This window comes from Pinibacter soli, assembly GCF_029961145.1.
GTDB lineage: Bacteria > Bacteroidota > Bacteroidia > Chitinophagales > Chitinophagaceae > Pinibacter > Pinibacter soli.
This window is the reverse complement of the sequence record NZ_JASBRG010000005.1, coordinates 428,728-443,902: the sequence shown is the minus strand read 5'-3', so window position 1 is coordinate 443,902 and position 15,175 is coordinate 428,728. Positions and strand designations below refer to the sequence as shown.

Genomic DNA, 15,175 nt, shown 5'->3' with positions numbered 1-15,175 from the left:
CAAGGCTCAATGCCCGGCGCCTAACGCTTAGGGCGAATGCGATTCGCCCCTACAACATTTTCAATTCCTTCTACATTCCCAGCTCCACAACATAATCAATCTCATCCGGTACCTTATCTAGCGTAATTACAAGCCCATCCTGGTTTTGGGTAAACTTCAATGGTACTTTTGTTGCGAACACCGTTGCTTTTTTTACTTTCTTATCTTTTAAAGGAACAAATAAAACGTTATCCTGCAATTTCAATATGTGTACAAAAAGCCTGTTGCCGTTTTGCGTAGTCACACCCCATACTCTCGGAGAAACAATACCGCCTCTTGTGCCGTAAACTGTTTCGCCATATGTGTGCATCCAGTCTCCAACTTCTTTCAAACGTTGAATGCTTGTTGCAGGGATTTCGCCATTTGGCTGAGGTCCTACATTCAACAGAAAATTAGCATTGTTACCAGCCGCCTTCACAAGATATTGAACAATGTCTTTTGTCGATTTAAAATTGTTGTCGTTAATATTGTAGCCCCATGAATTGTTCATTGTTTCACAAGTCTCCATAGGAAGTGCACCAACTTTTTGTTCATCAGCAAATCCTGTAGTGTTTTGACCAGGGAGATCTTTTTCAAACATTTGAAAATCTTCTCCCGAAATAGTCGCTTCGTGATGGTTATTGCCAATCATACAAGCCGGTTGAAGAGAATGAATCAACGCATATTGTTCATCAAGGCGCCAGTCAAAATTTTTATTTTGATCCTGATCCCATTTTCCATCAAACCAAATAGCACCGATCTTTCCATAGTTGGTCAGTATCTCTGTCAATTGATTGTTCATGAATTTGAAGTAGCTGTCATAATTCTGTGATTTGCCCGTGCGGCCCGTATTGTGGCCCGTTCTACCAACCGGATAGTCTTCTCTTCCCCAGTCCAGGTGAGAATAATAGACGTGCAATCTGATGCCTTGTTTTGCGCAGGCATCAGATAGTTCTTTCAAAATATCTCTTTTAAAAGGAGTTGCTTTTACAATGTTGTAGTCGGAATATTTTGTGTCAAACATTGAGAAGCCATCGTGGTGACGTGAGGTGATGCAAATGTATTTTGCTCCCGATGCTTTGATGGATGCAACCCAGTAATCAGCATTAAATTTTGAAGGATAAAAACCTGAAGCCAGTTGCTCGTAATTCTTCTGCTTGAGGTTCTTTGTTTGTAATGCCCATTCGCCATCAGCCAGCATACTATAAATGCCCCAGTGAATAAAAATACCAAACTTGTCATTTTGAAATTCCTCCCTGTTGCGAAGGTTTTCAGCAGTGGGAGTGTAGTTGGGTTGTGCTTTGGAAAGCAGCGGACACAAAGCCGCAAACAACACGATCGGTAGTAATTGTTTCATTCGTGAAAAATGGTTTGTTTATGTATTAAGCAACCTCGCTTTCTCGTACAAGGTTGAAATAATCTCTTTGATATTGCAGCGGACTAATGCCCATCAATTTATTAAACTGATGATAGAAGTTTGAAAGATTATAGTAGCCGCAGCTGTAGCCAATTTCTTTGATTGACAAATTGCTTTCCACCAGCATTCTGCAAGCCATGCCAATCCTGAATTCGATAAGAAACTGAAAATATGTTTTGCGTGAAATTTTCTTAAAGAAACGGCAGAACGATTCTTTAGTGAGGTTCACAAGTTCCGCCACTTCATTGATCGTGATCTCACGATCATAATTCTGAATGGTAAACTCGTACACTTTTTTAATGCGAATGTCATTCTCATCCGAAATATCATAGACAAATCCTTTGCTGGCAATTATTGAATACTCTTTTTTCTGTGCAGCAATTTTCAGAATTTTAATGAGTAGCAACATTCTGTCTAAGCCAGAAGCATCGGGCATTTTCTCGAGCAATGGAACAATTTCTCTTTGCGCTTCGTTCGATAGTCTCAGGCCAGATCTTGCAATTTGCAAAAGTTGCTTTATTTCCTTCATTTCAGGTAGCTGCAGAAATGCATCGCCCCAAAAGTTTTCATAAAAGTGAATAACAACAGCCTCCGATTTTTTACTCAGTCCTTTTTGTTCAAACAAAAAAGTATGAGGAAGATTTGGTCCAAGCAGTACGAGGTAAGTGCTGTTAAAATGTTCAACTTTATCTGCAATGATAGAAGTACCTGAAGCATTTTTTACTAACAAAAGCTCCAACTCGGGATGATAGTGCCAGTTGCTGTTCAGCATTTCTTCACGATCAACTCTTACGCTAAACGACGATAAGGGGTTGATAGAAATTTTTCTGAGGCTTGGTCTCATATCGCAATCATTAATTGATGCTAAAATATTACAACGATTAAAGTATTTAAAATAAAAGTATGGAATTTTAGCATCGTTCATTGATTTGTTGTCAGATTGACGTTTAAAAAAACAATAAACAAAGGGTATGCACTATTCGGTGTAACTTGTTGTTAATAAATGAAAAGGAGGATTATTTATATTTTTTGAAACTTTCTTGTTTGAGATAAAAACGGGATTTGGTCATCTGGTATAGATGTTAAAATAGTACAGTAATATGGTAATTCTTGCACATTTCGGCCAGTGATGGAGTGCGTTTTGTTTCCCCGGCCCACTTGGAAATCGACTAAAAACAAGATTCGTTTCGCGAAAACTTCTTTGTAAATTTATAAGCAAACCCCTCGTCTTATGACTTCTGTTTTAGACAAAGCTTTTGCAAAGGCAACCTTACTGGCATGTAAGGGTTATATTCCTTCTTTCATCAATGATAGCGCTAATGTTTCGTTGAACAATATTTTATCCGCAGCGTACAAAAAGTCATTGCCTAAAGTAGAAGGCAACACAGATGGATTCCTGAACTATACTGACCTGACTGTATTATACGATACTGATAGGAAAGTGCCATTCTTTTCAGCCTATAACATTGACGGCAGCCAGCGAGGCGTTAAAGTGAGCCGAGCAAATAAATTCAGGTTGGATCCGCGGATTCCTGCTGATATACAATTGAGCGATACATTTTATGATTTACGAAAAGACATCACAGAATTTGAAATCGGGCATATGGCAGCCAATAATGAAATGGCGTGGGGTGTCGACGCTCAGTTAAGAGCTTACCAGACATTTCATTTTCCGAACAGTGTACCTCAGGCCGAAAATCTTAATACCGGCATTTGGAAAACACTGGAGACGTACATCATCGATGAGTCTGCCACATTGGAAAGCGATAAAAAGATTTGTGTTTTTACCGGACCCCTGTTGCTGAAAACCGATCCCGGTTATATCAAGCAACCTGATTTCAAAATTCCTTTATTCTTTTTTAAAGTGATTGTGTTCATGAGCAGTAAAGGATTGTATTCGACCGCTTTCATGATGAGCCACGAGCAAAAAATGAAGGATCAGCATATGTTTGTAACGGTTGCAGAGCGAGGGCTTACAGCAGCCTCAGACACTGCTTTCAAAGACTTTAAATATAGAAAAGTATTTCAGGTAAATGTGGGTTATCTCGAAGATATCTCCGGAATGAACTTTACATGGAAGGGTGTAAAAAAACTACTGTTGAAAAATGGCGCACAAATGCAGGAAATTGCCGAAATAAAAGATGCCGATGATGCACAGAAACATGAAGGTGAAATGATGCGCGGTGCGGAACCCGATAACACACCCGCAAGGAAATACAAACTAAATATTACGCTTCCTTAGAAGCAACTTCAATTTTAACCGCAAAGTTCTCAAAGGTTGCGCAAAGCTATCGAAGAAGATCCTCTCTTTGCTTCCTTTGCGCTTCCTTTGCGTTCTTTGCGGTTAAAAGAGTTGGGGTTTCAGCCAGATGCAAGTCCAACGCATTTTCAAATTGCCTCTCATAACGTCGTACATTTGATCATTCAATCAAACGCGCATGCAATGAAAGCATTTGGTAAAAAGCCAACCGGTGAAGAATTAGAGAAAGTAAAATTATCGCCAAATTATAACAACGATATTTTTAATAATCTTCATGACACGCCCATGATGACGAGCGAATCGCCAATGATCAAGCAGATCTGGCGTTTCATGAATAAACCCGCGCACACCTCTCCGCCAAATGAATTGCCATCTGTTCGCACTGATCTAAGAAATATTCCGGGAGACAAACCTGTTATCGTTTGGTTTGGACATTCATCTTATTTGATTCATGTAAACGGGAAAAATATTTTAGTCGATCCGGTGTTTAGCGGCCATGCATCACCATTTTCTTTTTTTGCTAAAAGCTTTCCCGGCAGTGATGTTTATTCTGTTGATGATATGCCTGCAATTGATGTTTTGATCATTACTCACGATCATTACGATCATATGGATTATGAAACGATCACCAAACTAAAATTGAAAACGTCGCTTGTTTGCACATCACTTGGAATCGAAGCAACATTGAGCTATTGGGGCTTTGATAAAAACAAGATCATTGAATTTGATTGGTGGAACGAGAAACAAATCGATGAAAATATGTTTCTGGCTGCAGCGCCTGCAAGACATTTTTCAGGGAGAAGTTTATCACGATATAAAACCTTGTGGTCGTCGTTTGTTTTGAGGGCCGGCAACTATTCATTTTACATTGGAGCAGATAGTGGCTACGACACGCATTTCAAACAGATAGGGGATAAGTACGGACCATTCGATATTGCGATGCTGGAAACAGGTCAATACAATGAAGACTGGCGCTACATTCATATGATGCCCGAGCAGGCTGTTCAAGCCGCCATCGATTTAAAAACAAAAGTGTTGCTGCCTGTCCATTGGGCAAAGTTTGCTTTAGCGCTTCATCCATGGGACGAACCAATTAAACGTGTTGTTTCAAAAGCAAAGGAACTCAAGGTTCCTATCGCCACACCAATGATCGGCGAGCCAATAATCATCGATAAATCATATCCGCATGAACAGTGGTGGCTGACTGTTTCATAATTACGGATTTTCCTCACTTAAGAAAAAATCCGTGTAAATCAGCCTAATCTGTGTCATCTGTGTGCCGTAGTTGTTAGCTCAAAAGTTTCTGCCAGCAATTCGAAAGATTTAAATCTATCGTCTCTGCTATGCGTCATTGACGTAACCATTATTTCATCGACATCAAAATCTTCTGCCAACTGTGTTAGTTGCTCCTTCACTTCCTGTTGCGTGCCTACCACGATGCGGCCTTTGTTTCTTTCAATAATTGCAAGTTCGTCGTAAGAAAATTCGTAATCTTTTATTTCTTCGTAAGAAGGAGGCGGCATAAACTTTCCTTTTTCAAATTGAAGGAAGAAGTAATGGGCTTGTTTGCGAAGCTGATTTGCTTTCTCCGGCGTTGGTGCACATAATACGCTAATTGCAAGAAATGCATCCGGCTCCTGCAATTGAGCAGAAGGTTGAAATTGCTGGCGATAGGTATTAACAACATCTGGTGTTGCATGGCCATTAATGAATTTTGCAACCGCCAAACCCATTCCGAATTTTGCAGCAATGCTGCTGCTGCCTCCACTGGAACTTAATATCCATTGTGCCGGTATGCCGGGAGATTGTGGCACCGCAAGTATGGGCCCATATTGTGTTCCCGCCGTATCTGTAAAAAACGCCTGTAAATGTTCCAGTTGAGTTAGATAACGCTCTTCGCTAAAATCATTTGATGGATTTAAAAGCGTAGCAGTAATGCGATCTCCGCCCGGTGCGCGGCCCATTCCTAAGTCAATTCGTCCGGGAAAAAGCGTTTCCAACATACGGAAATTCTCCGCTACTTTTAGTGAGCTGTGGTTAGGAAGCATGATGCCGCCCGAACCAATCCTGATCGTATCCGTTTCATCGCCTAATTTAACAAGGAGCAGTTCTGGCGCAGAACCTGCAATAATATCTGAATTGTGATGTTCAGAAACCCAAAATCTATGGTAGCCTAAATTCTCGGTGAATTTAGCTGTAGCAATAGTTTCCATTACGGCATCTCTTGCTGTAAAACCCTTTCTTACAATCGATTGATCCAGTACGCTAAGTTTAATGTTCTTCTTTGTCATATCCGACGTTTAAAATTAGAGATGATTGTTCTACGGAACAGGCGTACAGAGAGAACGCAGATTATCAAGATTGTCATGATTTGTCAAGATTCTTTTTATTTGAGATTTGAAATCCGGGATTAGTATTTGGTGGAACGTGAAAATTTCAAATCATAACAAATCATGACAATGATGAAAATCTGTGTTCCTGTCTTATTTTATCTTCCCCGACAGAAAAGTAGTACTCAAACCAAGTACTGCAATCACCGTAAACGACCAACGCAAACTCGCCATTTGCGCAATAAAACCAATAAATGGCGGCCCAAATAAAAAGCCTAGAAATCCAATGGAAGAAACAGCTGCAAGCGCAACGCCCGGCCTCATCGTTTTGCTTCTTCCCGCAAGTCCGTATACGAGTGGAACAATCGATGATACACCAATGCCCACCATCAGAAAACCAATCGTAGCAGGCACTATATAAGGAAATAAAATAGAAAGAAGCAAGCCAACTGCTATGATAACACCACTCGTCTGTAACACATTTTTTACGCCAAATTTTGTCACAAAATAATCCGCCGTAAATCTTCCTCCTGCCATGGTTGACATAAATGCTATGTAGCCTAGTGTTATTAATGCTTTCGGTGCCATCACAACTTTTTCGAAGTACACGCCACTCCAGTCAAACATCGCGCCTTCACTCACCATACTCGCCAGTGCAATCAAACCAAGATTAAGAATGTATTTATCTGGCTTTACAAAAATGGGCTGTTTTGATTCGTGACTCTCATCGCGGGGCAGCAAGTATTTGTAAAACACGATGAGACATAAAAGTGTAAAGGCCCAAATAACCACAAAGTGAATAAAAGGAGAAACATTTTTCGCAATCATGGAAGTGCTTACCAATCCACCCATAAAACCGCCAAGGCTCCACAATCCGTGAAATGAGGCCATGATCGAACGCCTGTACAATTTTTCAATGCCTACGGCTTGTGTATTGACAGAGATATTCATCAGATTTACAAAAAAGCCAAAGAGGGCCAGAGCTAATGCCAATTGCCAAACCGCCGTAACAAGCCCAAGCAACATTAGTGTTGCGGGGTAGAGAAATGCCCCGGTAATTAAAATTTTCCGGCTTCCATAACGGCTCACCAGATACCCAGCTAATGGTAGTCCCAGAATTTGCCCCGCAGGTAGCGCAAATAGCAAAGCACCCAGGCCTGCATCATTTAACTGAAGCATGCCTTTAATGGTTGGTATTCGATTTGCCCAACTGGCAAACGTTATACCTTGAACAAAGAAAAATACGCTGGTTGCTATCCTGTAATATCTCTGCGCTGGGAGGCGTCTATTCATACCTTTCTGCAAAAACTGCAATTTATTCTAAATGTGTTTATTTAATGGTAAAACGTTTAACGGGCTAGAATTATATTATTAATTGCCTTCCTATATTTGCGCAACTTTAAACGTTGTATATGAAGTTTTCCAAATGGGCGGGCGTCGTGATGGCATTGCTGGTGATCGGTTCTTGTTTGTTGCCATGGGTTTATATTGAGCCCATTAATACCACTGTTACTGGCATTAGTGCACCCGGCACTAACTTTGGAAAACCCGGTTTGATGAATATTATCGTGAGCGTGCTGGCAATATTCCTCTTCCTGATCCAACGCGTATGGGCAAAGCGAACCAACATATTTTTGTGCGCCTTCAACCTCGCCTGGACCGCTCGCAACTTTATCATTATTCCGGCTTGTGCTGCGGGAGACTGTCCTACAAAGAAAATAGGGCTGTTCCTGGTTGTCCTTTTTTCAATTTTTATGATGGTTGCTGCATTGTTTCCGGATATGAAAATCGAAGAAAAGAAATAGTTAGCTCATATTCTTCCTTCATCAGCAAAACTATAATACCCTTCTTCGCTCACAATAATGTGGTCGAGTACTTTGATATCTAATAGCGAAGCGGATTCTTTTAATTTATGGGTCATCAGATCGTCGGCCTTGCTTGGCTTCAAATTGCCCGAGGGGTGATTGTGACAAACAATAAGAGAAACTGCCTCTTCTTTAAGTGCTTTTTTTAAAATAACACGAACATCTACAACTGTGCTGGTAATACCACCAACACTTACTATTTCATGCCGGATCACTTTGTTGGATTGATTAAGGAAAAGAACCGCAAAAACTTCCTGGCTCATATCTTTCAGCAATCCCCGGAAGAAATCGGCGACCCTTCTGCTGTCCCGAATCATTGTTTTTTCTATGGACGGCCCTCCTTCACGTCTTCGACCAATTTCGAGAGCTGCGGCGATCGCAACTGCTTTTGCTTCTCCTATGCCTTTGATGGTCATAAAATCATTGACCGTAAGTTTACCGAGTTCAGAAAGGCTGCCGTTGCCAAGCCTAAGAACCTCTCTTCCCAGGTCCAGAGCGTTTTTCTGGGCATTTCCATCACGGATCAATATTGCAAGAAGTTCAGCATCGCTTAGTGAATTTGCGCCTTTTGATCGTAGTTTTTCGCGGGGTTTATCATCATCTGCCCAGTCTTTAATCGAGTACTTTTTCTCTTGCATCGAACAATTTTAGATAATAAATTTGAATCACAAACGTTAACGCAATTATAACAGATTTCCGAAAACGTTTGGGTCCAATTCAACATCCTTTAGAATAACTAAAATTCAACATCCATGAAAAGCAAAAACGTAAACCAACTCGGGGGAATGCAGTCCCTTTTCTTTTGCGCAGGCATCTATCTTGTAGCGCTTTTTTTCTCAATTTTCGTTTGTTCCTCTATTTTTTATGCGTTTAATTCAAAATCGTCACCCGTTAAGGCGACCGAAACGCAAGCATTAGCATCAGTTAAATAGGATTCAAAAACCAAAATGATCATTTATTTTTAAGTTTTTACACACAAATTTTATTTCCCTTTGAGAGCGTCTTCCCAAAAGATTGCATTTCAAAGGGAAAATTTTTTCCACAACAAATGCAGTTTTTCACGGTAACCCCAATTTTAATTCCTAATTCCCACCTTTTAGTTCGTTGATTCTCTGCTAAGTTTTTATCTTCGTCGCATCAATTTATTCCCCATATGCAGAGTTCAGCTAAGATATTTTCCGGAACAGGTTCGCAATACCTGGCTGAAAAAATTGCGGAGAAGTTCGGAGCTCCTCTTGGAAAAGTAACCATCCAGAAGTTCAGCGATGGAGAAATTCAGCCAATTTTTAATGAAAGTATTCGTGGAGATGTTGTTTTTTTGGTTCAAAGTACCTGTGCGCCAACAGATAACATAATGGAACTTTTGTTAATGATTGATGCAGCCAGAAGAGCTTCCGCAGAGAAAGTCATCGCTGTAATGCCTTATTATGGTTATGCAAGACAGGATAGAAAAGATAAGCCCCGCGTAGCTATCGGGTCCAAATTGGTTGCCAATATGCTTACCGCGGCAGGTGCTGACCGGGTAATTACCATGGATTTACACGCTCCACAAATTCAGGGATACTTTGATATTCCGGTAGATCACCTTGACAGTTCGGCAATTTTTATTCCTTACATAGAGCAATTAAACCTCGAAAACCTTACCTTTGCGGCCCCTGACGTGGGTAGTGCCAATAGGATAAGGGAAATTGCCAGCTATTTTAACGCCGAAATGGTGATTTGTGATAAGCACCGTAAACGTGCAAACGAAATAGCAAGCATGGTAGTGATAGGAGATGTAACGAACAGGAACGTAGTATTGATAGATGATATTTGTGATACAGGCGGTACATTAACAAAAAGTGCCGGATTGTTGATAGATAAAGGCGCGAAAAGCGTAAGAGCTCTTTGTACACACCCTGTTTTCAGTGGTAAAGCATATGAAAACATTCAAAACAGTGTGTTGGAAGAAATGGTAGTTTGTGATACCATACCGGTAAAACAGCAAATAGACAAAGTCAAGGTTTTGTCAGTTGCAAATTTGTTTGCGGTAGCGATTAGAAATGCATTTGAGCATCAAAGTATCACCAGCCTCTTCATCCATTCGCAAAGAAGAGATAAGTAGAAATTTAAAACAAAATAAAAATGAAGACGATTACAATCGAAGGACAACTCAGGACCGAAATTGGCAAAAAAGCCACCCGCCAACTTCGCTCTGAGGAGAAAGTGCCAGGTGTAATTTACGGGGGTGCGAAAGAGATTAGTTTCTCTGCTCCGGCAACTGCGCTTAAAGGTCTTGTTTACACAGGTGAATTCTTGATCGCTGAAGTAAAATTGGACGGTAACTCTTACAAATGCATTTTGAAAGATCTGCAATTTGACAAAGTTTCAGACCAATTGATCCACATCGACCTTATGGAACTGGTAGAAGACAAGAAAGTAGTAGCAACTCTGCCTCTTGAATTTACAGGAGCCGCTGCAGGTGTTAAAGCCGGTGGTAAATTTGTTGTGAAAATGGCGTCTTTGAAAGTGAAAACTTACCCTAAATATTTGAAAGAAAATATTCAGGTAGATATCACTAACCTGGAGCTTAACGAAAACATTCGTGTTGAAGATGTTGTGGCTGAGAACTACGAATTTATGAACTCTCCACGTATTCCTATCGCTTCAATTGTTATGACTCGTCAGTTGAAACAAGAAGAGAGCGCGGAAAAAGGAAAGAAATAAATAATTTCATTTCAATAGAGCCCGGTTATTTGTACAACCGGGCTTTTTCATTAGAAAAATAATATCTGAAATTTTAGATTTGAGATTTGATCCAGAATTTCCTTACTGCAAAATAATTTGGAAGAGCTTGCAATAAGACAATTTCAAATTTCAAATGCCAAATCTGAAATATTAAATCTCCAAATGAACAAATTTCTCCTAATCGGGTTAGGTAATATAGGAGCCGAATATGAACTTACACGGCATAATATTGGTTTTGATGTGTTAGATACATTTGCTGGCAAACATTCGGTTTCTTTCCGGTCGGACCGCCTTGCAGATGTTGCTGAAATAAGATGGAAAGGAAAAATATTCATTTGTGTAAAGCCCACCACTTACATGAACCTAAGTGGGAAAGCGGTGAAATACTGGATGGATAAGGAAAAGATAGGAATAGAGAACATACTGGTGATTGTAGATGATCTCGCATTGCCACTTGAAAAAATAAGATTACGCGGAAGCGGAAGCGATGCCGGTCATAATGGATTAAAAAGTATTCAGGAACATTTAGGCACAGACAATTTTCCTAAGTTACGGTTCGGAATAGGTAATAATTTCCCCAAAGGAAGGCAAGTTGACTTTGTATTAGGAAAATGGACGTCTGACGAGTGGCCGCTGGTGGTAAAAAAAGTAAACAGTTGCGTAGAACTGATTGAAACTTATTCACAAGTGGGCATCGATCAAACGATGAATCTTTATAACAAACTCACCTTCTCATTATGAGATATAAAAGCGAATCTTTATTTTCGCGATAACTTTTTCTATTCAATATCCGAGATACTAACCGATGGGGCTAGCCCCTTTTAAACATGATTATTAAATCATTAAACCGTTTTATTGAATATGAAAATATTCTGTGTTGGCCGTAACTATGTAGCGCATGCCCAGGAGTTGGGAAATGAGGTTCCAGACGAGCCAGTTATTTTTATGAAGCCCAAAAGTGCCTTGCTACAGGCGCATACTCCTTTCTATTACCCTGAATTTACCAACGAATTACATTACGAATGCGAACTCGTTCTGAGAATAAATAAAAACGGTAAATACATTCAGGAAAGATTTGCCAGTAAATACTACGACGCTGTAACTGTAGGTATTGACTTCACTGCCCGCGACATTCAGACCGAATTAAAGGAAAAGGGTCTCCCTTGGGAAAAGGCAAAAGCTTGGGATAATTCGGCTGCCATCGGCAAATGGATACCTTTCACGAATGTCAAAAGCAAAAAGGACATCAATTTTTCATTAAAGAAAAATGGAGAGATTGTGCAACAAGGCAACTCCGGACTTATGATTAACAATTTTGATAAAGTAGTGGCCTATATCTCTAACTACTTTTCAATAAATATCGGCGACCTGATCTTTACAGGTACACCAGCAGGAGTAGGAGAAGTGGTAGTAGGGGATGAATTGGAAGGATTCCTCGAAAATGAAAGCATGTTTCAGCTTGAGGTTAAATAGTGGATCTTTAATTTTTTTAGCAAGGCAAACGTTCCATCAGGGGCGCTTGCCTTTTTTTAATTGAAAATTGAAAGTTGAAAGTTGAAAATGAGGGAAGAATAGAACGCAGATTCTCATGATTTTGATGATTGATTAAGATTTTTTTAGTTGCCGATTGAGGCTGCTGTTTTTGGAATCGTAAAAATCATGACGATCATGAAAATCCGCGTTCCGTTCTCCATTTTTCAACTTTCAATTTTCAATTCTTTTCCTACCGCTCATCCTCCCAAAAACACGCAGATTATTTCTTAATTGCCATCCAACGTTTTTGCCTTGATCATTGTCAACATTTGCTGTAACATTTTTTAATTCATTGCGTCATACATTATAAAATGATCTTGTATGTTCACTCAACCCATAAAATAATCCGTTGATGTATTTTATGTTTTTGCTGCAGTGAATTAGTAAAAAATTTGAGTGCGAAATTTTTCGTAAAACTACACCTGAACTACCCGGAAATGAAGAACAGTATGCTAAAAGGAGCCCACTTATCTGAAGGAAAAAGCCAGGATATTCTTCGCTATTTCTCCGAAGACCTCACTGCTACACAGATAGCAAACCTCACAGGAGTTAGTAGGGTTACCGTAAACAATTATTTCAGAACTATTCGCCTGCGTATAGCCAGACATTGTGAGGAAAAGAACCCATCTTCCAATTATTCAAAAAACCATTCAGTTGTTTACCTCAAAAAGGAAAGCGACGACTATGAAAATGGACCAGAACGGCACCAGACGCTCTACGGTTTTCATTGGCACAATGGAAAGGTTTTTGCCAGCTCACTGGAACGGAAAGAAAAGCCTGAAAACGGTAATGGACAAATGGTAAGTAATGATCACAGCCTCGATCAATACAGGCTGCAAAACTTCCATGCCGTAGCTGATTTCAAGAATTGGAAACTATTCAGCATTCAAAACAGTAGTGATGTGGCTGAGGACGACATCTTTTGTTTTTGGAACGATACCAAAAATAGAATGGTAAAGTTTCGCGGATTGCACAAGAATATGCTATATCTGCACGTTAAAGAATGTGAGTTCAGGTATAATTACAGAAACGATGACATTAATACCGTATTGCTCGGTGTAATGCAAAAACATTTTTCCATTTATTAATCTGTAGTCTGATTTCGAATGACTATTATGTGATAATTTTGCAAAATATTTCCGGTCAACTGTCGGGCACGGAAATTAAAATATCGAGGCAGTTATTGTTTTCTCATGTGTTACGAGGGTGGTTTCTACCACCTTCTTTTTTTTCTACATGATCTACACGGTAGGAATGGCACGTAAAAGCTGTGCTGTATAATCACTTTGAGGATTACTATAGATAGCTTCGGCATACCCGATTTCTTCTATTTTTCCTTTACGCATAACTATAATACGGTCGCTTATATATTTTACCACAGAAAGATCGTGAGATATGAAAATGGCCGTAAAATTGAATTCAGTCTTTAAGTCAGTTAATAAATTCAGTACTTGCGCTTGTACACTTACATCGAGAGCGCTTACCGATTCATCAAAAATGATAAAACCAGGATTCAATGCCAATGCCCTGGCAATACCGATCCGCTGCCGCTGACCACCACTAAACTCATGCGGATAGCGATAGAAATGCTCTGGCTGTAGATTTACTTTTCCAAGCAGTTCCATTGCCAGTTCTTTTCGTTTGCTGGTTGACGTAAGCACTTCATGTACATGAAGTGGTTCAGTAATGGCACTTCCCGCAGTTTTTCTCGGATTCAAAGAAGAGTAAGGGTCCTGGAAAACAATTTGAAAATCTTTGCGTCTGCCTCTTAGTTCATCTTTATCGATAGACAGAAGATCTTTTCCTTCAAAAATAATTTGGCCTTCTTGTGCATCCTGCAAGCGTAAGAGAGTTCTGCCCAATGTTGTTTTTCCACATCCGGATTCTCCAACAAGACCAAGCGTCTCTCCTTTATAAATATCAAAACTTATTTTGTCAACGGCGGTATTATATTCAAGTGTTCTTCCAAAAAAGTTTTTAACGGAAGGAAATTTGACGGTAAGATTTCTAACTTCCAATAAAACTTCAGAACTCTTTTTCTTCTGGTCAGAAACAACTTTTGCAGGTGGATTCGCTTGTTGTTTTGGTTCAAGAAAGTCACTGATTACTGGAAGCCGTTCTCCTTTGGGATGTAGCGCTGGTCTGCATTGTAGCAATGCTTGTGTGTAAGGATGTTTAGGAGATTGGAGAACAGTTTTAACTGGCCCCTGCTCAACAATGTTTCCTTTGTACATAACCACAACTTTGTCCGCTACTTCTGCTACAACGCCAAGATCATGGGTAATGAAAATAACGCCCATGTTATTTTTTTGTTGCAATTCTTTAATGAGTTGCAGTATTCTTTTTTGAACCGTAACATCGAGAGCTGTTGTTGGTTCATCCGCAATCAGTAATGAAGGGCTACAACTCATTGCCATCGCGATCATGACACGTTGCTTTTGCCCGCCGCTTAATTGAAATGGATAACGATTGATTATTTTTTCAGGCTCAGGAAGTTGAACCTGTTTAAATAATTCAATCGTTCTTTGGAGCGCTTCTTTTTTCGAAACTTTATCATGAAGTTGTATGGCTTCGGCAACTTGTTGTCCACATGAAAAAACGGGATTTAACGATGTCATTGGCTCCTGGAAGATCATGGAGATCTTGTTGCCACGAATGTTGCGCAGTTCTTTTTCTGTCAGGTTTAAAAGATTGACTGCGCTTTCTCCGCCACCGTTAAACAATATTTCTCCGTTTGTATATTTTGCCGGAGGCGAAGGAAGCAATTGCAACACAGACATAGCAGTTACCGATTTTCCAGAACCAGATTCTCCGACCACGGCCACAATTTCTCCCTTGTTCACTTCAAACGAAATCCCATGCAATGCCTTTGTGGTGGCATCGTTGTTGGTAAATTCAACATGAAGATTTTTTATTTGAAGAAGGGAGGGCATTTAATTGAAAGTGGAAAATTGAAAGTTGAAAATGTAGGGGCTAATTGTATTCGCCCTGCTGCTCAGAAACACTGTCAGCCAATTGGTGTTAG

Annotated in this window: 14 protein-coding genes; 8 read left to right on the top strand and 6 right to left on the bottom strand. The window is 39.9% G+C overall.

Annotated elements, in window-relative coordinates:
* Positions 1-70: 70 nt before the first annotated feature.
* Positions 71-1,375: an alpha-L-fucosidase gene (locus QJ048_RS09255; RefSeq protein ID WP_282334056.1), complete on the bottom strand. Its 1,305-nt coding sequence runs from the start codon at positions 1,373-1,375 to the stop codon at positions 71-73.
* A 25-nt stretch (positions 1,376-1,400) separates the two neighbouring features.
* Positions 1,401-2,279 (bottom strand): AraC family transcriptional regulator, encoded by an 879-nt coding sequence (locus QJ048_RS09250; RefSeq protein ID WP_282334055.1) that lies wholly within the window; start codon positions 2,277-2,279, stop codon positions 1,401-1,403.
* A gap of 387 nt (positions 2,280-2,666) precedes the next feature.
* Here QJ048_RS09250 and QJ048_RS09245 point away from each other — a divergent pair, with 387 nt between their 5' ends.
* Together QJ048_RS09245 and QJ048_RS09240 are read left to right on the top strand one after the other, a co-directional pair.
* Positions 2,667-3,677 carry a DNA/RNA non-specific endonuclease gene (locus QJ048_RS09245; RefSeq protein ID WP_282334054.1) on the top strand — a complete coding sequence of 337 codons (1,011 nt, stop codon included), beginning with the start codon at positions 2,667-2,669 and terminating at the stop codon, positions 3,675-3,677.
* A gap of 201 nt (positions 3,678-3,878) precedes the next feature.
* Positions 3,879-4,910: an MBL fold metallo-hydrolase gene (locus QJ048_RS09240; protein WP_282334053.1), complete on the top strand. Its 1,032-nt coding sequence runs from the start codon at positions 3,879-3,881 to the stop codon at positions 4,908-4,910.
* Between the two features lie 53 nt (positions 4,911-4,963).
* Here QJ048_RS09240 and QJ048_RS09235 read toward each other — a convergent pair whose 3' ends face one another.
* Both QJ048_RS09235 and QJ048_RS09230 read right to left on the bottom strand, forming a co-directional pair.
* Positions 4,964-5,986 carry an LLM class flavin-dependent oxidoreductase gene (locus QJ048_RS09235; protein WP_282334052.1) on the bottom strand — a complete coding sequence of 341 codons (1,023 nt, stop codon included), beginning with the start codon at positions 5,984-5,986 and terminating at the stop codon, positions 4,964-4,966.
* Between the two features lie 192 nt (positions 5,987-6,178).
* Positions 6,179-7,318 (bottom strand): MFS transporter, encoded by a 1,140-nt coding sequence (locus QJ048_RS09230; protein ID WP_282334051.1) that lies wholly within the window; start codon positions 7,316-7,318, stop codon positions 6,179-6,181.
* Positions 7,319-7,437: 119 nt separating this feature from the next.
* Between QJ048_RS09230 and QJ048_RS09225 the strand changes: the two genes are divergently transcribed.
* Positions 7,438-7,830, top strand: coding sequence for a hypothetical protein (locus QJ048_RS09225; protein WP_282334050.1), 393 nt, complete (start codon positions 7,438-7,440; stop codon positions 7,828-7,830).
* 5 nt (positions 7,831-7,835) lie between these two features.
* Here QJ048_RS09225 and radC read toward each other — a convergent pair whose 3' ends face one another.
* On the bottom strand, positions 7,836-8,528 hold the full coding sequence (gene radC / locus QJ048_RS09220) for a RadC family protein (protein WP_282334049.1): 693 nt from the start codon (positions 8,526-8,528) through the stop codon (positions 7,836-7,838).
* 515 nt (positions 8,529-9,043) lie between these two features.
* On the opposite strand from radC, the gene QJ048_RS09215 reads away from it, so the two are divergent.
* The 5 genes from QJ048_RS09215 to QJ048_RS09195 all read left to right on the top strand — a co-directional run bounded on the left by QJ048_RS09215 (position 9,044) and on the right by QJ048_RS09195 (position 13,238).
* On the top strand, positions 9,044-9,994 hold the full coding sequence (locus tag QJ048_RS09215) for a ribose-phosphate pyrophosphokinase (RefSeq protein ID WP_282334048.1): 951 nt from the start codon (positions 9,044-9,046) through the stop codon (positions 9,992-9,994).
* 20 nt (positions 9,995-10,014) lie between these two features.
* Positions 10,015-10,596: a 50S ribosomal protein L25 gene (locus QJ048_RS09210; protein ID WP_282334047.1), complete on the top strand. Its 582-nt coding sequence runs from the start codon at positions 10,015-10,017 to the stop codon at positions 10,594-10,596.
* A 183-nt stretch (positions 10,597-10,779) separates the two neighbouring features.
* Positions 10,780-11,358 carry an aminoacyl-tRNA hydrolase gene (gene pth / locus QJ048_RS09205; RefSeq protein WP_282334046.1) on the top strand — a complete coding sequence of 193 codons (579 nt, stop codon included), beginning with the start codon at positions 10,780-10,782 and terminating at the stop codon, positions 11,356-11,358.
* Between the two features lie 120 nt (positions 11,359-11,478).
* Complete coding sequence (locus QJ048_RS09200; protein ID WP_282334045.1) at positions 11,479-12,090, top strand: fumarylacetoacetate hydrolase family protein; 612 nt, start codon at positions 11,479-11,481, stop codon at positions 12,088-12,090.
* A 452-nt stretch (positions 12,091-12,542) separates the two neighbouring features.
* Complete coding sequence (locus QJ048_RS09195; RefSeq protein ID WP_282334044.1) at positions 12,543-13,238, top strand: hypothetical protein; 696 nt, start codon at positions 12,543-12,545, stop codon at positions 13,236-13,238.
* A 153-nt stretch (positions 13,239-13,391) separates the two neighbouring features.
* Here QJ048_RS09195 and QJ048_RS09190 read toward each other — a convergent pair whose 3' ends face one another.
* The gene (locus tag QJ048_RS09190; RefSeq protein ID WP_282334043.1) at positions 13,392-15,083 is read right to left on the bottom strand and encodes an ABC transporter ATP-binding protein; all 1,692 of its coding nucleotides are present in this window, start codon (positions 15,081-15,083) and stop codon (positions 13,392-13,394) included.
* Positions 15,084-15,175: the final 92 nt, after the last annotated feature.